The organism is Kitasatospora sp. NPDC034035, from assembly GCF_055575755.1.
In genome coordinates this window covers 89,320-108,012 of sequence record NZ_JBVISA010000002.1, presented here as the reverse complement: position 1 = coordinate 108,012, position 18,693 = coordinate 89,320, and the positions used below count along the sequence as shown (strand labels likewise).

At 71.2% G+C, this 18,693-nt stretch carries 18 protein-coding genes; 11 read left to right on the top strand and 7 right to left on the bottom strand.

Annotated elements, in window-relative coordinates; translation table 11 throughout:
* Positions 1 to 123 precede the first annotated feature (123 nt).
* Positions 124 to 2,565, top strand: coding sequence for a transglycosylase domain-containing protein (locus ACZ52J_RS03245; protein ID WP_465615418.1), 2,442 nt, complete (start codon positions 124 to 126; stop codon positions 2,563 to 2,565).
* A 159-nt stretch (positions 2,566 to 2,724) separates the two neighbouring features.
* Positions 2,725 to 4,302: a glycosyltransferase family 87 protein gene (locus ACZ52J_RS03240; RefSeq protein ID WP_465615416.1), complete on the top strand. Its 1,578-nt coding sequence runs from the start codon at positions 2,725 to 2,727 to the stop codon at positions 4,300 to 4,302.
* A 12-nt stretch (positions 4,303 to 4,314) separates the two neighbouring features.
* Here the strand turns inward: ACZ52J_RS03240 and ACZ52J_RS03235 are convergent, their stop codons facing one another.
* From ACZ52J_RS03235 to ACZ52J_RS03225, 3 genes are all read right to left on the bottom strand, one after another.
* A complete protein-coding gene (locus ACZ52J_RS03235) occupies positions 4,315 to 5,349 on the bottom strand; it encodes an alanine racemase (RefSeq protein WP_360502474.1) in 1,035 nt (344 codons plus the stop codon).
* A 13-nt stretch (positions 5,350 to 5,362) separates the two neighbouring features.
* Positions 5,363 to 6,481, bottom strand: coding sequence for a lipid II:glycine glycyltransferase FemX (locus tag ACZ52J_RS03230; protein ID WP_360502471.1), 1,119 nt, complete (start codon positions 6,479 to 6,481; stop codon positions 5,363 to 5,365).
* 196 nt (positions 6,482 to 6,677) lie between these two features.
* Positions 6,678 to 6,977, bottom strand: a complete 300-nt coding sequence (locus ACZ52J_RS03225) for a hypothetical protein (RefSeq protein WP_360502469.1) — start codon at positions 6,975 to 6,977, stop codon at positions 6,678 to 6,680.
* Between the two features lie 318 nt (positions 6,978 to 7,295).
* Here ACZ52J_RS03225 and rpsF point away from each other — a divergent pair, with 318 nt between their 5' ends.
* The 4 genes from rpsF to rplI all read left to right on the top strand — a co-directional run bounded on the left by rpsF (position 7,296) and on the right by rplI (position 9,071).
* Positions 7,296 to 7,586 carry a 30S ribosomal protein S6 gene (gene rpsF / locus ACZ52J_RS03220; protein ID WP_360502466.1) on the top strand — a complete coding sequence of 97 codons (291 nt, stop codon included), beginning with the start codon at positions 7,296 to 7,298 and terminating at the stop codon, positions 7,584 to 7,586.
* 96 nt (positions 7,587 to 7,682) lie between these two features.
* Positions 7,683 to 8,291, top strand: a complete 609-nt coding sequence (locus ACZ52J_RS03215; protein ID WP_360502464.1) for a single-stranded DNA-binding protein — start codon at positions 7,683 to 7,685, stop codon at positions 8,289 to 8,291.
* A 79-nt stretch (positions 8,292 to 8,370) separates the two neighbouring features.
* Positions 8,371 to 8,607, top strand: coding sequence for a 30S ribosomal protein S18 (gene rpsR, locus ACZ52J_RS03210; RefSeq protein ID WP_030059640.1), 237 nt, complete (start codon positions 8,371 to 8,373; stop codon positions 8,605 to 8,607).
* A 17-nt stretch (positions 8,608 to 8,624) separates the two neighbouring features.
* Positions 8,625 to 9,071 (top strand): 50S ribosomal protein L9, encoded by a 447-nt coding sequence (gene rplI, locus ACZ52J_RS03205; protein WP_360502462.1) that lies wholly within the window; start codon positions 8,625 to 8,627, stop codon positions 9,069 to 9,071.
* A 72-nt stretch (positions 9,072 to 9,143) separates the two neighbouring features.
* On the opposite strand, the gene ACZ52J_RS03200 is transcribed toward rplI, so the two are convergent.
* The gene (locus ACZ52J_RS03200; protein WP_465615412.1) at positions 9,144 to 10,493 is read right to left on the bottom strand and encodes an MATE family efflux transporter; all 1,350 of its coding nucleotides are present in this window, start codon (positions 10,491 to 10,493) and stop codon (positions 9,144 to 9,146) included.
* A gap of 451 nt (positions 10,494 to 10,944) precedes the next feature.
* Here ACZ52J_RS03200 and dnaB point away from each other — a divergent pair, with 451 nt between their 5' ends.
* On the top strand, positions 10,945 to 12,573 hold the full coding sequence (dnaB, locus tag ACZ52J_RS03195; RefSeq protein ID WP_465615410.1) for a replicative DNA helicase: 1,629 nt from the start codon (positions 10,945 to 10,947) through the stop codon (positions 12,571 to 12,573).
* On the opposite strand, the gene ACZ52J_RS03190 is transcribed toward dnaB, so the two are convergent.
* Positions 12,540 to 12,812 carry a hypothetical protein gene (locus ACZ52J_RS03190; RefSeq protein ID WP_465615408.1) on the bottom strand — a complete coding sequence of 91 codons (273 nt, stop codon included), beginning with the start codon at positions 12,810 to 12,812 and terminating at the stop codon, positions 12,540 to 12,542. The two genes, dnaB and ACZ52J_RS03190, sit on opposite strands and share 34 nt — an antisense overlap.
* 107 nt (positions 12,813 to 12,919) lie before the next feature.
* Here ACZ52J_RS03190 and ACZ52J_RS03185 point away from each other — a divergent pair, with 107 nt between their 5' ends.
* Positions 12,920 to 13,885, top strand: a complete 966-nt coding sequence (locus tag ACZ52J_RS03185; protein ID WP_465615406.1) for a LysR family transcriptional regulator — start codon at positions 12,920 to 12,922, stop codon at positions 13,883 to 13,885.
* A gap of 118 nt (positions 13,886 to 14,003) precedes the next feature.
* Here ACZ52J_RS03185 and manA read toward each other — a convergent pair whose 3' ends face one another.
* Positions 14,004 to 15,203, bottom strand: coding sequence for a mannose-6-phosphate isomerase, class I (gene manA, locus ACZ52J_RS03180; protein ID WP_465615404.1), 1,200 nt, complete (start codon positions 15,201 to 15,203; stop codon positions 14,004 to 14,006).
* Positions 15,204 to 15,531: 328 nt separating this feature from the next.
* On the opposite strand from manA, the gene ACZ52J_RS03175 reads away from it, so the two are divergent.
* A complete protein-coding gene (locus ACZ52J_RS03175; RefSeq protein WP_360502449.1) occupies positions 15,532 to 16,296 on the top strand; it encodes a polyprenol monophosphomannose synthase in 765 nt (254 codons plus the stop codon).
* 121 nt (positions 16,297 to 16,417) lie between these two features.
* Here the strand turns inward: ACZ52J_RS03175 and ACZ52J_RS03170 are convergent, their stop codons facing one another.
* A complete protein-coding gene (locus ACZ52J_RS03170) occupies positions 16,418 to 16,828 on the bottom strand; it encodes a winged helix-turn-helix transcriptional regulator (RefSeq protein WP_465615402.1) in 411 nt (136 codons plus the stop codon).
* Between the two features lie 105 nt (positions 16,829 to 16,933).
* Here ACZ52J_RS03170 and ACZ52J_RS03165 point away from each other — a divergent pair, with 105 nt between their 5' ends.
* Together ACZ52J_RS03165 and ACZ52J_RS03160 are read left to right on the top strand one after the other, a co-directional pair.
* A complete protein-coding gene (locus ACZ52J_RS03165; protein WP_465615400.1) occupies positions 16,934 to 17,566 on the top strand; it encodes an FMN-dependent NADH-azoreductase in 633 nt (210 codons plus the stop codon).
* A gap of 121 nt (positions 17,567 to 17,687) precedes the next feature.
* Entirely contained in the window at positions 17,688 to 18,674 is a 987-nt protein-coding gene (locus tag ACZ52J_RS03160) for an MBL fold metallo-hydrolase (protein ID WP_465615398.1), read from the top strand.
* Positions 18,675 to 18,693: the final 19 nt, after the last annotated feature.

Here is an 18,693-nt window from a genome sequence, read left to right as displayed (position 1 = left end):
GACGGGCAGCAGCCCCCGGGAGGCGGCGGCCGTCGGGGAGGGCCGGGTCCCGACGAGTTGAACTCGGACGGGATCGGGCGCCGGCGCCCGCCGGGCGTTCGGGAGACCGCCCGGCAGCCCCGGATGACCCGTGCGGAGATGCGCAAGGCCGGGCAGAAGAAGGACAAGGGGGGCGGCCGGAGCGGTGCCGCCGCGGCTTCCGGGCCCGGCAAGAAGCGCTTCATCGACTACCCGCGGTTCGGCAAGACCGGGGTCCGGCGCTGGCTGCCGTCCTGGAAGCAGTGGCTGAGCGGCTTCCTGCTCGTCTTCGGCTGCTTCGTGGGCCTGGTGTTCTACCTGTACCAGACCACCGAGGTCCCGGAGCTGAACAAGCTGGTGCAGGGCCAGAACACGATCTACTACTGGTCCGACGGCTCCGAGATGACCCGCAAGGGCCAGACGAACCGTCAGATCGTCGAGCTCTCCGACATCAGCCCCAACCTGCAGAACGCCGTGATCGCGGCGGAGAACCAGGACTTCCGCACCGACAGCGGCATCGACCCCAAGGGCATGCTCCGCGCCGTCTACAACATGGCGAAGGGAGGTGAGACCCAGGGCGCCTCGACCATCACCCAGCAGTACGTGAAGAACGCCTACCTGAGCCAGGAGCAGACCCTCAGCCGCAAGGTGAAGGAGTTCTTCATCACGCTGAAGATCAACCAGCAGAAGGGGAAGCCCGAGATCCTCAAGGGCTACCTGAACACCAGCTGGTTCGGTCGCGGCGCGAACGGGGCCCAGGCCGCCGCCCAGGCTTACTACGGGGTGGACGCCAAGGACCTCAACCTCTGTCAGAGCGCCATGCTGGCGGGCCTGCTCAAGGGCGCGGCGTACTACGACCCCACCAACCCGGCCAACAAGGACCGGGCCCAGGGGCGTTGGTCCTGGATCCTCGACAACATGGTGAAGACCAAGGCCGTCACCGCCGAGGAGCGGGCCAAGTGCAGTGCCTTCCCGGATCCGATCCCGCTGAAGCCCAGCTCCAACATGAACGGTGAGATCAGCTACCTGGTCGACACCGCCAACAAGTACGTCATGAACAACGACAAGACGATCACCCAGCAGGTGATCGACAAGGGCGGCCTGAAGATCTACACGACCTTCGAGAAGGACAAGGTCGACGCCCTGAAGAAGGCCGTGGACGACGTCAAGGCGGAGAACCTCAACCCGCAGAAGCGCCCGGACAACGACACCAACATCCAGTTCGGCTCCGCCAGCATCCGCCCCAGCGACGGTGCGATCATCGCCCTCTACGGCGGTGACGGCGTGGAGAACGGACACTTCGACAACAACGCCGACGCCTCCGGCGTCCAGGTCGGCTCGACCTTCAAGCCCTTCGTGCTGGCCACCGCGATGCAGGTCGGCGTGCAGACCGCGAAGGGCGACGACGGCAAGCCGAAGCGGATCAACGCCGACAGCCGCTACCTGGCCGACGACATGTCCGAGATCCGCAAGCCGGACGGCTCGCTGGTGATCGGCGACGACGGCAAGCCGTACCACCAGAAGAACGAGGACGCCAGCAAGCACGGCTACGTCTCGCTGCGGCAGGCCATGCAGTACTCGTACAACGTGCCCTTCGTCCAGCTCAACCAGGACGTCGGCGGCCAGAACGTGGCCGACATCGCGGTGCAGATGGGTGTCAAGAAGGAGAGCCTCGCGGACCCGAAGACCGCGACCTTCCCGCTCGGCACCTCCACCATCAGCCCGATCCGGATGGCTACCGCCTACGGCACCCTGGCGGCCAGCGGCAAGGAGTCCGAGCCGTACTCGGTCACCAAGGTCGAGCTGAACGGCGTGGATCGCCCGGGCTTCGGCAAGAAGGACGCCAAGGTCGCGCTGGAGCCGACGGTCGCCGACAACGTCACCGACGTGCTGGTGAACGTGGCGGCGAAGGGTACCGGTACCAAGACCAAGGACCTGGGCCGCCCGGTCGCGGGCAAGACCGGTACCACCGACCAGAACAAGTCGGCCTGGTGGGTCGGCTACACCCCGCAGCTGGTGACCAGCGTCGCGATGTGGCGCGAGGACCCGAACAAGCACGAGCGGCAGTCGCTCAACGGCACCGGCGGCAAGGAGTCCATCCACGGTGGTGACATCCCGACCGATGTCTTCACCCGGTACATGAAGGTCGCGCTGGCCAACGAGAAGAAGCTGGACTTCCCGACCCCGCAGCCGGTCGGCACCGAGGTCGACTCCTCCGGTGCGCCGTCCACGGCCACGCCCGTGCCGACGCCGACCATGAGCGACAGCCCGGCGGCCCCGACGCAGACCCAGCCGCCGGCGCAGCCCACCCAGCCCCTGCCGCCGCAGCCCACCCTGAACTGCGTGCCGGGCGTGGACTGCCCCGGCGACCCGCAGCCGACCGCGACGAAGACCAAGACCCCGCACCCGACCAACAGCTGCCTCCCGGTGATCGGCTGCCCGACGCAGCAGCCGACGCCCACCGACAGCTCCACACCGGGTGGCGGCGGCAAGCCGACCGGCAAGCCGACGCCGACGTCCACCGGCGCCCCGCCCGTCGGGGGGTAGCACCCCCGACGTGAAGCGCCGACGGCGGTGGCGGTCCTCCTCGGAGGGCCGCCACCGCCGTTTTCGTCGGGTTTCGCGGATCCGGCCGCCCGCGGACCTCCGCAGACCGTTGCGGGGTCCTCCTCGTCCCGGCGCGGATGGTGCGGCAGGATGTCCGGCATGACGTCGAGCGATCGTGACGAAACCGCCGGACCGGCCGGGCCCGGCGCCGCCGCAGGGCCCACCCCGGCAGCCGTCGCCACGGCCGCGCCGCTGCCCGACACCGTGGTCGTTCCGGCCGACGAGGACCCGGTGGCGGCGGCCGGCAGCGAGGTGATCGGCGGGCCGCCCGGGCGCCGGGCACTGCTCGGCGTCTCCTGGTGGATCCCGGCGCGCTTCCTGGCGCTCGCGGTGATCGTGGTCTCGGTGCTCGGCATGGCGCAGAAGCTGCCCTGCTACGAGCAGGCCTGGTTCCAGCCGGGCTCGCCGCAGTACATCCACTCCTGCTACAGCGACATCCCGCACCTGTTCTCCGGACGCGGCTTCGCGGCCGGACTGCACCCGTACGTGGACCGCATCCCGGGCTCGTCGGGGGACCTGCAGTACCTCGAGTACCCGGTGCTGACCGGCCTGTTCATGCAGGTCGCGGCCTGGCTGACGCCCGGCGGGGGCAACCAGCAGAGCCAGGAGCAGTGGTTCTGGGCGATCAACGCCGGGCTGCTGATGGCCTGCGCGGTGGTCGCGGCCGTGGCGCTCACCCGCACCCACCGCCGCCGCCCCTGGGACGCGCTGCTGTTCGCGCTCGCGCCCGTCCTGCTGCTCAACGGCACGGTCAACTGGGACCTGCTCGCGGTCGCCCTGGCCGCCGTGGCGATGGCCTGGTGGGCCCGCTCCCGGCCGGGCTGGGCCGGCGTCTTCATCGGCCTGGCCACCGCCGCCAAGCTCTACCCGGTGCTGCTGATCGGCCCGCTGCTGGTGCTCTGCTGGCGGGCCGGCAAGTGGCGCGAGTTCCGGGTGATGCTCGGCGGCGCGGTGGGCTCCTGGCTGCTGGTCAACCTGCCGATCATGCTCGCCAACTGGCAGGGCTGGTCGACCTTCTACGTGTTCAGCAAGCACCGCGGCGAGGACTACGGCTCGTTCTGGCTGATCCTGATGCAGACCCGCGGCGTCGGGCTGGCCGACCTCGACCTCTACATCGGTGTGCTGATGGTGCTGGGCTGCCTGGCCCTGGCGCGGCTCGGCCTCTCGGCGCCGCGCCGCCCGCGCTTCGCGCAGCTGGCCTTCCTGGTCGTCGCACTGTTCGTGCTGGTCAACAAGGTGTACTCGCCGCAGTACGCGCTCTGGCTGCTGCCGCTCGCGGCGCTGGCCCGGCCGCGCTGGCGGGACTTCCTGGTCTGGCAGGCCTGCGAGGTGCTCTACACCCTGGGCATCTGGTCCCACCTGGGCTTCGTCACGGGGCCCAAGCAGCACGGGATCGGCGAGGCCTGGTACCACTTCGCGATCGCGCTGCACCTGATCGGCACGCTCTACCTGGTCGCCCTCGTCGTCCGCGACGTCCTCTACCCGGACCGCGACCCGGTCCGCTGGGACGGCAGCGACGACCCCTCCGGCGGGGTGCTCGACCACGCCCCGGACGTGTTCGTGCTGGGCACCGCCCGGCGGCTGCGCGAGGAGGAGACCTACGCCGCGTACGCGCCGGCCGGCCCCGAGCAGTGGCTCGGTGAGCCGGAACTGTCGGAGCCGGCCGAGAAGCCGTGACCCGTCCCGCTGCTAGCGGTCCACCACGCGGTCGAAGTGCGTGGTGGTGTGACGGACCTGGAGACCGAGCTCCTCGCCGATCGCGGGGGCCCCGGTCTCGCCGTCCAGGAACAGCAGCGAGACCTGCATGTGCGGCGGCTCGGCGAACCAGAGCTGCTTGCCGGCCCAGTGGAACGGCGACTTGGTCTTGTTGACCGTCGCCAGACCGGCCCGGGCGATGCCCTTGGCCCGCGAGGCCATGCTCTGCACGTACTTGGGCGCCTCCAGGCCGATGCCGTGCGCGGTGCCGCCGGCGACCACCAGGATGTGGCCGTCGGCGGGCGCCGGGTGCTGGCGGTAGCCGTAGCGGTCGCCCTTCTTCACCGGGGTGACGTCCAGGACGGTGGCCCGGACCTCCAACGCGGCGTGGTCGCCCAGCCAGAGCCGGGTGCCGATCCGGGCCCGGAAGACGGTCTCCGGGTAGCGCTGGGCGAGCTGCTCCATGCCGGCCGCGCCGAGGTGGCTGACGAACACGGTGTGGACCGGGATGCCGGCCGCACGGGCGGTGTCCACCCAGTACGCGACCTCCTCGACCGGGCTGGAGCCGTCCGGCCGGTCCATCGGCAGGTGCAGCGCCAGGCCCTCGAAGCTGACGCCCTCGAGCTCGGCGGCGACGGTGCTCAGGTCGGCGGCGCTCACACCGTGGCGGCGCATGGTGGTCATGCACTCCAGCACCACCCGGGTGCCGTGCAGCGTCCGCAGGGCGTCCACGCCCGCGACCGTGCGGATCACCCGGGCGTGCGGCATCGGGAGGACCTCCTCGCCGACCCGGTACGGGGTGAGCACCAGCAGCTCGCCGCCGTACCACTCGGCGGCGTCGGCCGCCTCGTACGCGGTACCGACGGCGAGCACACCGGTGCCCAGCAGCGTCGCCTCCTCGGCCAGCCGGTGGTTGCCCAGGCCGTAGCCGTTCCCCTTGGCGACCGGCACCAGGCCGGGGAACTCGGCGAGGACGGAGCGCTGGTGGGTGCGCCAGCGTTCGGTGTCGAGGTAGAGCGACAGCGTCATCGGGTCAGCCTCCTCAGCGGCGGGACATGTAGAGGTCGAGGGCCTTGTGCAGCAGCTTGTTGAGCGGGAAGTCCCACTCGCCGAGGTACTCGGCAGCCTGGCCGCCGGTGCCGACCTTGAACTGGATCAGGCCGAACAGGTGGTCGTTCTCGTCCAGGGTGTCACTGATGCCGCGCAGGTCGTACACACCGCCGCCGAGGGCGTAGGAGTCGCGCATCATCCGCCACTGGATGGCGTTGGACGGCTTGACCTCGCGCTTGTGGTTGGCCGAGGCGCCGTAGGAGTACCAGACGTGCTCACCGACCACGAGCATCGTGGTGGCGGCCAGCGGCTCGCCCTCGTGGTAGGCGATGTAGAGCCGCATGCGGTTCGGGTCCTCGGCGGTGAGGGCCTTCCACATCCGCTGGAAGTAGGACAGCGGGCGCGGGGTGAAGCGGTCGCGCTCGGCGGTGACCAGGTAGAGCTGGTGGAAGATCGGCAGCTCGTCGTAGCCGCCCTGGAACACCTCGACGCCGCTCTTCTCGGCCTTCTTGATGTTGCGGCGCCAGAGCTGGTTGAAGTTCTTGTGGATGTCGTCCAGCGAGCGGTTGGCCAGCGGCACCTGGAAGACGTAGCGCGGCTGGACGTCGCCGAAGCCGGCGCCGCCGTCCTCGCCCTGCAGCCAGCCGGCCTTGCGCAGCCGGTCGGCCACCTCGAAGGCGCGCGCCTCGTACCAGTCGGCCTCGACGTCGCGCAGGCGCTTGGCCTGCTTGGCGGCGATGGCCTCCTTGATGGTGGGGGCGTTCCAGCGGCGGATGACCACCGGCGGGCCCATCTTCACCGAGAACGCGCCCTGCGACTTCAGGTGCGCCAGCATCGGGGAGAGCCAGCGGTCGAGGTCGCGGTCGAACCAGTCGATGACCGGGCCCTCGGGCAGGTAGGCGAGGTAGCGCTTGAGCTTCGGCAGCTGGCGGTAGAGGACCAGGCCGGCGCCGACGAGCTGGTCGGCGTCGTCGAACCAGCCGATCGACTCGGACCGCCACTCGGCCTTGACGTCGCCCCACGACGGCACCTGCATGTGGCTGGCCGAGGCGCGGCTCCTGATGAAGGCGAGGTGCTCCTCGCGGGTGATCGTCCTCAGGCGCAGGCTCATTGCTCGGTGCTCCTCGTCGGTCGGGCTGCGGTGGGCCCCGGGTTCTCGGGCTGACCCTACCGTCCGGGGCCCTCGGTGCCCCCGTCGCGGCGGGCACGACGGCGCCCCCGTCGGGTACCTGTCCTCTTGCAGATACGCGGCGGGGGCGCCGAGGGTTCCGGAGGGGCCGGGGCGGTCCGGCCCCGGAGGCGCCGGCTCAGCCCCAGAGGCCGCCCCGGGCGATGCCGAGGTAGAAGCCGACCGCGGAGGCGCCGAGCGTGATCATCAGGACGAAGCGCTCGGCGGTGGTGACCGAGACGAACATCCCCCAGAGCCCCGTGATGATGCCGGCCAGGCCGGTCCACGAGGTCATCAGATGCAGGTTGTGGAAGAACGAGGTGGTGAAGGCGATGACGCCCAGGACGGCGGTGAGCGCCACCAGGGTGTTCTCGCGGGGGTGCGGGTGGCCGTCGGTGTTCAGCGTGAGCGCGGGCATGCGGTGGACGGACTGGGCCATGAGTCCCACCTCCTGGCGTGGAGACGAACGGGCAGGAATCCCGTTCCGTCCAGATTGCGGCGGTTGGGTCGGTCTCACAACCCCTATGCGTTTTGTTCGGCCGTCCGGGTGCGGGTAGGCTGTGCCGTCTGCACTGGTGTAGTTGTGCCCCCTTGCGCCCTCTTTCGGGCGACACCCCTCCGGGGTGGACGGGGGCCGATTGTCGGACCCGGCCGCTACGGTGGGCCGGAGTCGTCACCGCGCCGGTGCCGACGCTACGCACAACCCTCCTGCCACGGAGAGACCGTGGCCGCTGAGTCCAAAGGAGGTGGGTTACTCATGCGTCACTACGAGCTGATGGTCATCCTCGACCCCTCGGTCGAGGAGCGCGCTGTCGCCCCCCTGATCGAGAACTTCCTCACTGTCGTCCGCAACGGCGGCGGCAAGGTGGAGAAGGTCGACACCTGGGGTCGTCGCCGTCTGGCTTACGAGATCAACAAGCAGTCCGAGGGCATCTACTCGGTCATCGACCTCAAGGCCACGCCTGAGGTCGTCAAGGAGCTCGACCGCCAGATGGGCCTGAGCGAGTCGGTTCTGCGGACCAAGGTCCTGCGCCCGGACACCCACTGAGCCACCTCTGAGGCCTTCGGGTCTCGGGTAGCTCGCGTCCGCTGTTTCACGTGAAACAGCGGTGAACGGACATCTTCCCGAGAGGTCATCACCACCATGGCAGGCGAGACCGTCATCACCCTCGTCGGCAATCTCGTCGACGACCCCGAGCTGCGCTTCACCCCGTCGGGTGCGGCGGTCGCGAAGTTCCGCATCGCGTCCACCCCCCGCACCTTCGACCGTCAGACGAACGAGTGGAAGGACGGCGAGAGCCTCTTCCTCACGTGCAACGTCTGGCGGCAGCCGGCGGAGAACGTGGCCGAGTCGCTGCAGCGCGGCATGCGCGTCATCGTGCAGGGCCGACTGCGCCAGCGGTCTTACGAGACCAAGGAAGGCGAGAAGCGGACGGTCTTCGAGGTCGAGGTCGACGAGGTCGGCCCGAGCCTGCGCTCGGCGACCGCCAAGGTCACCCGGGCCAACCGCTCCGGCGGTCCTGGCGGCCCCGGTGGCGGCTTCGGCGGCCAGCAGGGCGGCGGCCAGGGCGGTGGCAACTGGGGCGGCGGTGGCGGCCAGCAGGGCGGCAACTGGGGTGGTAACTCCGGTGGCCAGTCCGGCCCCTCCGAGGACCCCTGGGCCTCCAGCGCCCCGTCCGGTGGAAACCAGGGCGGCAGCTGGGGCGCCCCGTCCGGCGGTGGCGGCGGCTTCTCGGAAGAGCCCCCGTTCTAAGAGCTGACAGATTTCGTGCGGCCCGGCCGCAGGCGTCCCCGGACGCCGGCCGGGCCGTGAACCCCAAATGGAGCACACAATGGCGAAGCCGCCTGCTCGCAAGCCGAAGAAGAAGGTTTGCGTCTTCTGCAAGGACAAGGTCAACTACGTTGACTACAAGGACACGAACCTGCTGCGGAAGTACATCTCCGACCGCGGAAAGATCCGTGCCCGCCGGGTCACCGGCAACTGCACCCAGCACCAGCGTGACGTCGCCACGGCCGTGAAGAACAGCCGTGAGATGGCGCTGCTGCCCTACACCAGCACCGCGCGCTAAGAGAGGGTGACCAAGTAATGAAGATCATCCTCACGCACGAGGTGCCGGGTCTCGGCTCCGCCGGCGAGGTCGTCGAGGTCAAGGACGGCTACGCCCGCAACTACCTGGTCCCGCGTGGCTTCGCCATCCGCTGGACCAAGGGCGGCCAGAAGGACGTCGACGCCATCCGTCGCGCCCGCAAGATCCACGCGATCCAGACCCTCGAGGCCGCCAACGAGGTCAAGGGCAAGCTGGAGGGCGTCCAGGTCAAGCTGGCCGTCCGTTCGGGTGAGGCCGGCCGTCTGTTCGGCTCGGTGACCCAGGCCGACGTCGTCGAGGCCATCAAGGCCGCCGGCGGCCCGGCTGTGGACAAGCGCGCCGTCGCGATCGCCTCGCCGATCAAGACCGTGGGCACCCACAAGATCTCGGTCAAGCTGCACTCCGACGTCCAGGCCAACCTGGACATCGCGGTCGTCGCTGCCTGAGTTCCCCCCGCAGTGGCCTGAGGGCCGGACTCCTCCGGGAGTCCGGCCCTCGGTCGTTCCCGGGCGCGCGGGCTACCCGCGCACGGCCCCGGTGACCAGCCACTTGCCGCCACGGGCGCGCCAGACCAGGAAGGCGGCGCGGACCAGCATGAACAGGTTCATCGCCCACCAGAGCCCGGCCAGCCCGGCGCCGTTGGCCGGGACGGCGAAGGCCGCCGGGGCGAACACCGCCAGGGTCGCGAGCGCCGCCCAGGCCAGGTACGGGCCGTCCCCGGCTCCCATCAGCACCCCGTCCAGCACGAAGACCAGGCCGGCGACCGGCTGGCTCAGCGCCAGCAGCAGCAGGGCGGTGTCCAGCTGCGCCCGGACGGCCGGATCGGGCGTGAACAGCGGGACGTACAGCGGGCGGGCGGCGACCACCAGCAGGCCGAGCAGCACCCCGGAACCGACGCCCCACTCGACCATCCGCCGGGTGGCGGCCCTGGCACCCGGGACGTCCGAGGCGCCCAGGTAGCGGCCGATGATGGCCTGGCCGGCGATCGCGATGGCGTCCAGCGCGAACGCCAGGAAGCTGAACAGCGTCATGGTGATCTGGTGCGCGGCCACCTGGTCGTCGCCCAGCCGGGCGGCCACCGCAGTCGCGATCATCAGCACCGCGCGCAGGCTGATCGTCCGGACCAGCAGCGGGCCGCCGGCCTTGGCGCAGGCCCGGATGCCCGTCGCGTCCGGCTGCAGTGAGGCCCGCTCCCGGCGGGCGCCGCGGACCACCACGACCAGGTAGACGGCGGCCATCGCGGTCTGCGCGAGCACGGTGCCCCAGGCCGAACCGGCCACCCCGAGGCCGGCGCCGTACACCAGACCGACGTTCAGGCCGATGTTGGCGGTGAAGCCCGCGACGGCCACCAGCAGGGGCGTCCGGGTGTCCTGGAGTCCGCGCAGCACGCCGGTGGCGGCCAGCACCATGAGCATCGCCGGGATGCCCAGGGAGCTGATCCGCAGATACGTCACTGCGTAGGGCGCGGCGGTCGGCGAGGCACCCAGGACGTCGGCCACCCAGGGAGCCGCCAGCACGGTCAGCAGGACCACCGGGAGGGCCAGGCCGAGGGCGAGCCAGATGCCGTCGATGCCCTGCTGCACGGCGCCCCGGCGGTCCCCGGCCCCGATCCGGCGGGCGACTGCCGCGGTGGTGGCGTAGGCGAGGAAGACGAACACGCCGGTCGCGGTGGTGAGCGCGGCGGAGGCGACGCCGACCCCGGCCAGCTGGGGGGTGCCGAGGTGGCCGACGATCGCCGAGTCGGCCATCAGGAAGAGCGGCTCGGCGACCAGTGCGCCGAAGGCCGGGACGGCCAGGGCGAGGATCTCCCGGTCGTGCCGGCGCCGGTCGGGGGCCGACGATGTGTCGTTGGGCGGCGAGGCGGTCATGGGCTCCAGGCTACTCATCCACAGGTAATTGATGACAGCGGGTCGTGACCATTACTCGAAGTCCTGAGCGACGCTGTTCGCACGCTCCGTGCCCACAGCCGTTCGGAGGTGTGTGAAGAATTTCTCATGCACAGGCCTCGGAAGGGGTAATCCCAGGTCAGCAAGTTGACGGTGGATCGATCGTCTGGTTATCCACAGGGACGTCCACAGGGGTGTCCACAGCTTTGCGGCAGTTCTCCACAGGTCGGGGCCGCTCATCCACACCCCCTGTGGATAACCGCCTTGGCGCAAGGCCGTCCGGCGCCTTAGCGTGGGCTCTCCGCCCGACACTCCCACCGCCCCGGCGTCCGATTTGTCGGGGCCGTGGCGTACAAAGAGGAGCGGATCCGATCCACCCAGCCACCGGCAAGCCCGCTCCAAACTCGCACCACTCGCTGATCGGGGAACACGCGTGACCGGCCCCCAGTACGACGACCACGACGCCCCGCCGCCGGAGGAGGACTGGCAGACCGCAGAGGACCCCTTCCCGGCCACCGCCTTCGATGACGCGCCCTTCCCGGACGGCCCCGGCGACCGGCTCCCGGTCTCCCACAGCCGCGGCGGCCAGGGTGGCAAGGGCGGCGGCCGCGACGGCTTCCAGAAGGGCGGCTCCCAGGGCGGCAAGGGCGGCCGGAACGGCTCCTCGCGCGAGGGCGGCCAGCGGGAGGGCGGCTGGCAGCGCCGTGGCGAGGGCGACGGCGAAGGCGGCGTGGACGGCTTCGAGCGCGTCCCCCCGCAGGACCTCGCCGCCGAGCAGTCCGTCCTCGGCGGCATGCTGCTCTCCAAGGACGCCATCGCCGACGTGGTCGAGGTGCTCAAGCCCGCCGACTACTACCGGCCCGCGCACGAGATGGTCCACGGCGCGATCCTCGACCTCTACGCCCGGGGCGAGCCGGCCGACCCGATCACCGTGGCCGGCGAGCTGACCAAGCGCGGCGAGCTGCAGCGGGTCGGCGGTGCCTCGTACCTGCACACCCTGGTCAACTCCGTCCCGACCGCGGCCAACGCCGAGTACTACGCCCAGATCGTCCACGAGCGGGCCGTGCTGCGCCGCCTGGTCGAGGCGGGCACCCGGATCGCCGGCATGGGCTACGCGGCCGAGGGCGACGTCGACGAGATCGTCAACGCCGCCCAGGCGGAGATCTACGCCGTCACCGAACAGCGCACCAACGAGGACTACGCGCCGCTCGCCGACATCATGGAGGGCGCCCTCGACGAGATCGAGGCGATCGGCTCCCGGCAGGGCCAGATGTCCGGCGTGCCGACCGGCTTCGCCGACTTCGACGCGCTCACCAACGGCCTGCACCCCGGCCAGATGATCGTCATCGCGGCCCGCCCCGCCATGGGTAAGTCCACCCTCGCGCTGGACTTCGCCCGGGCCTGCTCGATCCAGAACAAGCTGCCGAGCGTGATCTTCTCGCTCGAAATGGGGCGCAACGAGATCGCCATGCGTCTGCTCTCCGCCGAGGCCCGGGTGGCGCTGCACCACATGCGCTCCGGGAACATGACGGACGACGACTGGACGAGGGTCGCCCGCCGGATGCCCGACGTCAGCGAGGCGCCGCTGTTCATCGACGACTCGCCGAACCTGTCGATGATGGAGATCCGCGCCAAGTGCCGCCGGCTCAAGCAGCGCAACGACATCAAGCTGGTCGTCATCGACTACCTCCAGCTGATGCAGTCCGGCGGCTCCCGCCGGGCCGAGAACCGCCAGCAGGAGGTCTCGGACATGTCCCGAAACCTCAAGCTGCTGGCCAAGGAGCTGGAAGTCCCCGTCATCGCGCTCTCCCAGCTGAACCGTGGCCCCGAGCAGCGCACCGACAAGCGGCCGATGGTCTCGGACCTGCGTGAGTCGGGCTCGATCGAGCAGGACGCCGACATGGTCATCCTGCTGCACCGCGAGGACGCCTACGAGAAGGAGTCCCCGCGCGCCGGCGAGGCCGACCTGATCGTCGCCAAGCACCGTAACGGTCCGACCGCGACCATCACGGTGGCCTTCCAGGGCCACTACTCGCGCTTCGTCGACATGACCCGGGACTGACCCGGGTTCGAGCTCTGCTTCGGCGCGGCTCCGGGGGAGTGCTTCACCAGAACGGCGGACAGCCCGGCCGCAGCGGCCGTGGACCACAGCAGGAAGCCGGTGGCGTCGCCCGCGAGCGTGCCTCGGAGCGTGTGTCGGCCGCCTTCCAGGACCTGGCGGATCATCAGGGCCTGGCTGGCGCCGGGCAGCATCGCCAGCAGCAGCGTGGTGGCGATGAGAACGGGCACGTGCGTGGGCATGGGCAACGAGCCCTTCCGGGATTGCGGTCCACGGGTGCACACCAGGCTTCCTCCCAGGCAGTCCTAAGAGAAGTTGAGAGCGATTGGTGCAGCGTTAAGATCGGTGAATGGTGGTGGACCCGGGACAGCTGCGGCTTCTCGCATTGATCGAGCGCCACGGCTCCCTGACGGCAGCGGCCCACGCGCTCCGGCTCACACCCGCGGCGATCACCCAGCAGGTGGCCAGGGCCGAGCGCGACTGGCAGGTGCCGCTGGTCGTCCGTGGTCCTCGCGGAGCAACGCTCACCCCGGCCGGCGCGCTGCTCGCCTCCCACGGCCGCACTGTGGAGGAGGCCTCGGACAAGGCCGAGACGGAACTGGCCGCACTGCTCGGCCACCTCTCGCTGCGCCTGCGGATCGGCACGTTCCAGGCGGCTGCCCTGCACCTCCTCCCGCCGGCCCTGACGGCTCTGCGGCACCGCCATCCGGACGCCGACGTGTCCGTCGTGGACGTGGTCTCCGGACGCGGAGCGGACGAGATCAGCGCGGGGCACCTGGACGTGGCCCTCGTCGCGTCCTGGGGCAAGCCACTCGCACCGCCCCCGCAGGTACGAGCCCACCCGCTCCTGCTGGACCCGATGGTGGTGGTCCTGCCCGACGACCACCCACTGGCCACCGGACAGCCCGCGGACACCAGACTCCGCCTGGAGCAGCTGCGCGACGAGTCGTGGGTGTCCATCCTGGCCGGCCACGCCGCCCGCGAACAGTTCCACGACGCCGCCCGCGAGGCCGGCTTCGCTCCCACCGTGCGGTTCGAGACGGAGTCCTACGATGTCGCCCAGGCCCTCGTCGGCACCGGTATCGCCGTGGCCCTGGTCTCCCGCCTGGCCCTGACCCACGCCCCCGGCACCACCCACCGCGAACTGGCCCGGCCCAGGCCCTACCGCCAGATCTACGCCGTGACCAAGTCCGACGCCGGCCTCACCCCCCTCGCGGACAAGCTCGTCGACCTCCTGCACGACGTCGCCCGCGACACCACCGCCACCTGGGAGGCACCCCCGCAACGCACACCCGACCCACCGGGCGGACCCTGACGAAGCCCCGGCTCGGACGTCCCCGAAGGCTCCGACACCTTCGCGAGACGGACGGCGGCCGCCACGACCACCCCGGCCGGGGCGGCCGGGGCGGCCGGAGGGTGGTTCAGACGGTTACTCAGACGGTGACGGTAGCGCGGAAGAGCGTGGTGCCGGTGCCGGAGAGGCGGGTCGCGGTGCCGGTGGCGGGGACGAAGGCGGACTGGCCGCGGGCGAGGTCCAGGACGGTGCCGTCGGTGGCGGTGAGGCGGGCGCTGCCCTCGGTGCAGAGCAGGATCTGCGGGGTGCGGCCGTCGATCGCGCGCTCGACGCCGTCCAGCGCGAAGCGGGACAGCCGGAACTCGTCGATCGGGACGGGGTAGAGCTCCTCGCCCGGGGTGGCCTCGACCGGGACGGGGGCCGGCACCTCGGGGTCGCCGGCCTCGAAGACCACGACCTTCAGCAGCTCCGGCACGTCGATGTGCTTCGGCGTGAGGCCGGCCCGCAGCACGTTGTCGGAGTTGGCCTGCAGTTCGACGCAGACGCCGGACAGGTAGGCGTGCGGCACCCCGGCGCCCAGGTAGAGCGCCTCGCCGGCCCGCAGCCGGAAGTGGTTGAGCAGCATGCCGGCGATCAGGCCGCGGTCGTCCGGGAAGTCCTCGGCGATCCGGGCGTACGGCGCGTAGTACCAGTCCGGATCGCGGGCGTCGCACTCCGCCAGCACCTCGGCGGTCTCCCGGACGGTCTTCCGGGCGGTCTCGTCGTCCATGGTGAGGATGGCGGCCAGCGTGCCGCGCAGCGCCTCGGACTCGTCCTCGACGCACAGCAGGTCGATCAGCGGGTCCAGTCCGGGCACCCCGAGCCGGGCCATCAGCTCGGCCGCCTCGGCGGGCCGGCGGAAGCCGCACAGGCCCTCGAACTCGCCCAGCGCGCAGACCATTTCGGGCTTGTGGTTGGCGTCGCGGTAGCTGCGCTCGGGGGCGTCCAGCGGGATGCCGAGGGCGTTCTCGGCGGCGAAGCCGGCGCGGGCCTGGTCGAGCGTGGGGTGGGCCTGGATGGACAGCGGGGTGCCCGCGGCGAGGACCTTGAAGAGGAACGGCAGGGTCGGGCCGAACCGGGCCACGCTCGCGGCGCCCAGCTCGCCCTCGGGGTCGGCCGCGATCAGTTCGTCCAGCCGGCGCGGGCCGTCCCCGCGGTCGGCGCGGGACGGGTCGCCGGGGTGGGCGCCCATCCACAGCTCGGCCTGCGGTTCCCCGGTCGGCTGCTGCCCGAGCAGCTCGGGCAGGGCCGTGAGCGACCCCCAGGCGTACGGGCGGACGGTGTTGACGAGCCTGTCCATGCGCGCGGTCCTACTCCTTCGCTGTCTGGCGGGTGTGCCGGATCGCCGGGGGCGGGCCCGGCGGTGCGGGCGGTCCGGGCACGGGCAAGGGCATCGACCCTAGCCGAACGGTGTCACCCACGGGGAAACGGTGGGCGTCAGGTGGGAGTGCCGTGGTCGGACCGGTGGTTCCCGGGCGCGGTAGTAGGATGCCAGGACGCAGTAGTCTCCGCCCTGCGCGCAGTTCTCCACCGTGGTCACCCCGCCGGAGGGCTGCCGGTGGAGCCGCGTTCCAGAGTGCGGGCGACGGTGTTCTGAGATTCCCCGCCATCGGCCGAGAGGTTTGTACGTGACCGTGAACCAGCAGAGTTTTGCTGATCTCGGCAGGGTCCTGGTGATCATCCCGACCTACAACGAGGCGGAGAACGTCGAGCGGATCGTCGGCCGGGTCCGTGCCGCGGTGCCCGAGGCGCACGTCCTGGTCGCCGACGACAACAGCCCCGACGGCACCGGTGAGCTCGCCGACAAGCTGGCCGTCGAGGACCCCCACGTGCACGTCATGCACCGCAAGGGCAAGGAGGGCCTGGGCGCCGCCTACCTCGCGGGCTTCCGCTGGGGCATCGACAACGGTTACGACGTCCTGGTCGAGATGGACGCGGACGGCTCGCACCAGCCCGAGGAGCTGGACCGGCTGCTGGGCGCGCTGCGCGGCGCCGACCTGGTGCTGGGCTCGCGCTGGGTGCCGGGCGGCCGGGTGGTGAACTGGCCGAAGTCGCGGCTGCTGCTCTCGCGCGGCGGCTCGACGTACTCCCGGCTGATGCTGGGCGTGCCGATCAAGGACGTCACCGGCGGCTACCGGGCGTTCCGCAAGGAGACCCTGCTGGGCCTGGGCATGGACGAGGTCGCCTCGGCCGGGTACTGCTTCCAGGTCGACCTGGCCTGGCGCACGGTGAAGGCCGGGTTCAAGGTCGCCGAGGTGCCGATCACCTTCGTCGAGCGCGAGCTGGGCGCGTCCAAGATGAGCCGCAGCATCGTGGTCGAGGCGCTGTGGCGGGTGACCTCCTGGGGTCTCGCCGACCGGCTGGCCCGGCTGCGCGGTGCGAAGAAGCGCTGAACGACTGACCGATTCGCTCGGGTGAAGGGCCCGTCTGCTGGTGACAGCAGGCGGGCCCTTCCGCATGTCCGGGGACGGAATCTTCGGGGGCGGGACGTCCGGGGGCGGACGGCCCCGAGGGTCAGCAGCCGCCGCTCTTGAGGGCGCTCTCGGGCAGGTGGCGGTCGGCCCAGACGGCCAGTTCGTGGAGGGCGGGCTTGAGCGCGACGCCGCTCTCGGTGAGCCGGTAGCTGACTCGCAGCGGCGGGCCGGCGTCGACCTCGCGGACCAGCAGCCCGGCCTCGGCCAGCTCGGTCAGCCGGTCGGAGAGCATCCGCTCGCTGATGCCCGGGACGGCGCGGCGCAGTTCGGAGAAGTAGGCCGGGCCGCTGTTGTTGAGCACGCCCAGCAGCATGCCGGTCCAGCGCTTGCCGAGCAGGGTGAACACCCGGCCGAGGGCCAGGTCGATGTTCTGGCAGGCGCCGTGGGCCGCGACGTCGCACGCGTCGGTGGCGGTCGGGGCTCCGTCGGTGACTACCTCGTGCTGGGCCATGGATCCAGCGTACTCGACCGTCACTAGTGACTGCAGAAAAGTAAGCTGCTACCTTACTTGCAGCTGCAGCGAAAACAGCAGCTACTAATTCTCTGGAGGTCGGCCATGCCCACGCTTCTGCACATCGACTCCTCCGCGGTCGCCGACGGCTCCGTCTCCCGCGAGGTCACCGCCGCCTTCCGGGCCGCCTGGCAGGCCCAGCACCCCGAGGGCACGGTGATCTACCACGACCTCGCCGCCGACCCGATCCCGCACCTGGACGTGCACGGCATCAGTGCCGGATTCGCCCCGGCCGAGACCCACAGCGCCGAACAGGCCGCCGCCTTCGCGCTGCGCGAGGAGCTGATGGGCGAGCTGGAGCGGGCCGACGCCGTGCTGATCGGCAGCCCGATGTACAACTTCACGATCCCGTCGACCCTCAAGGCCTGGCTGGACCAGGTGATCCTGGTCGGCCGCACCGCCGGCGAGGCGCCTTCCGCCAAGGGCACCCCGGTCACCGTGGTCGCCTCCCGCGGCGGCTCGTACGCGCCCGGCGCCCCGCGCGAGCCGTTCGAGTTCGTCACCACCTACCTGGAGAAGGTGCTGACCGCGCTCGGCCTGGAGGTCGACTTCATCGTCCCGGAGTTCACCATGGCCCCGGTCGTCCCGGCGCTGGCCGAGTTCATCCCGAACGCCGCCGAGTCCAAGGCCCGGGCCCTGGAGCAGGCCGCCCGCCGGGCCAAGGAGCTCGCCGCCTGAGCCACGGCGTGACGTGAGCCGGATGGCGCGCCCAGCCGGGCGCGCCTTCCGTGGAATCGGGCACCGGTACTCCCATGCTGAGGGCGCAGGAAATCCGACCGCCGTGCAGAGGGAGCAGCCCGTGACGTCGTCCCCGCCCGAGGAGAGCGCCGGCGCGGAGCCCGCGGACACCTCACCCGCCGCGTTCCCGGAGGCCGAGCGGCCCGCCCGGCCGCTGGAGGTCGCCGTCTTCACCGGCCCCGAGTCGGCCTTCTTCGCCACCTCCGCGCTGATCCTCGGCGAGCAGGCCGCGATCCTGGTGGACGCCCAGCTCACCCGCAGCGCCGGACGCGAACTGGCCGAGTGGATCGCCGGCAAGGGCCGCCGGCTCCTCGCCATCGTGGTCACCCACCAGCACCCCGACCACTACTTCGGCGCCGAGGAGGTGCTGAAGCTCTTCCCCGACGCGCGGCTGCTGGCCGCGCCGGCGGTGGTCGAGGGCATCCGGCGCACCGCCGCCGCCAAGGTTGCGCAGTGGAAGCCGGTGTACGGCGACGACATCCCGGACCACCCGCTGATCCCCGCCCCGCTGCTGCCGCAGCCGCTCATGCTGGACCGCCAGGTGATCCCCGTCCTGCTGCTCGGCCAGGGCGACTGCGGGAACTCCACGGTCGTCCACGTGCCGAGCATCCGGACCGTGATCGCCGGGGACTTCGTCTACAACGGCACCCACGTCTGGACCGCCGACACCACCCCGGCCCAGCGCACCACCTGGGGGCACAACCTCGGCCGGATCGCCGACCTCGGCGCGGACCGGGTGATCGCCGGGCACCGGGCCCCCGACCAGGGCGACGACACGGCCCGGGTGCTCGCCTTCACCGGCGAGTACCTGCAGGACTTCGACCGGCTGCTGGCCGAGCACCCGCACGACCCGGAGGCGCTGGTCACCGCGATGAACCGGCGGTACGGGGAGCTGACGCTGCCGGCCATCCTGGAACTGGGCGCGGCGGCCAACACCGCCCGGTCGGCGGAGGAGAACGGAACCATCGGCGCGGAGATCGTCGACGCGGAGATCGTCGAGTCGGAGATCATCGACGCCGAGATCGTCGAGGACGACCCGGCCGACTAGGGTCCGCCGCGGCCGGGCG

Coding starts and splice junctions, on each gene's coding strand:
- ACZ52J_RS03245 (WP_465615418.1), top strand. CDS start 124: ATGACCCGTGCGGAGATGCGCAAGGCCGGGCAGAAGAAGGACAAGGGG.
- ACZ52J_RS03240 (WP_465615416.1), top strand. CDS start 2,725: ATGACGTCGAGCGATCGTGACGAAACCGCCGGACCGGCCGGGCCCGGC.
- ACZ52J_RS03235 (WP_360502474.1), bottom strand. CDS start 5,349: ATGACGCTGTCGCTCTACCTCGACACCGAACGCTGGCGCACCCACCAG.
- ACZ52J_RS03230 (WP_360502471.1), bottom strand. CDS start 6,481: ATGAGCCTGCGCCTGAGGACGATCACCCGCGAGGAGCACCTCGCCTTC.
- ACZ52J_RS03225 (WP_360502469.1), bottom strand. CDS start 6,977: ATGGCCCAGTCCGTCCACCGCATGCCCGCGCTCACGCTGAACACCGAC.
- rpsF (WP_360502466.1), top strand. CDS start 7,296: ATGCGTCACTACGAGCTGATGGTCATCCTCGACCCCTCGGTCGAGGAG.
- ACZ52J_RS03215 (WP_360502464.1), top strand. CDS start 7,683: ATGGCAGGCGAGACCGTCATCACCCTCGTCGGCAATCTCGTCGACGAC.
- rpsR (WP_030059640.1), top strand. CDS start 8,371: ATGGCGAAGCCGCCTGCTCGCAAGCCGAAGAAGAAGGTTTGCGTCTTC.
- rplI (WP_360502462.1), top strand. CDS start 8,625: ATGAAGATCATCCTCACGCACGAGGTGCCGGGTCTCGGCTCCGCCGGC.
- ACZ52J_RS03200 (WP_465615412.1), bottom strand. CDS start 10,493: ATGACCGCCTCGCCGCCCAACGACACATCGTCGGCCCCCGACCGGCGC.
- ACZ52J_RS03190 (WP_465615408.1), bottom strand. CDS start 12,812: ATGCCCACGCACGTGCCCGTTCTCATCGCCACCACGCTGCTGCTGGCG.
- ACZ52J_RS03185 (WP_465615406.1), top strand. CDS start 12,920: ATGGTGGTGGACCCGGGACAGCTGCGGCTTCTCGCATTGATCGAGCGC.
- manA (WP_465615404.1), bottom strand. CDS start 15,203: ATGGACAGGCTCGTCAACACCGTCCGCCCGTACGCCTGGGGGTCGCTC.
- ACZ52J_RS03170 (WP_465615402.1), bottom strand. CDS start 16,828: ATGGCCCAGCACGAGGTAGTCACCGACGGAGCCCCGACCGCCACCGAC.
- ACZ52J_RS03165 (WP_465615400.1), top strand. CDS start 16,934: ATGCCCACGCTTCTGCACATCGACTCCTCCGCGGTCGCCGACGGCTCC.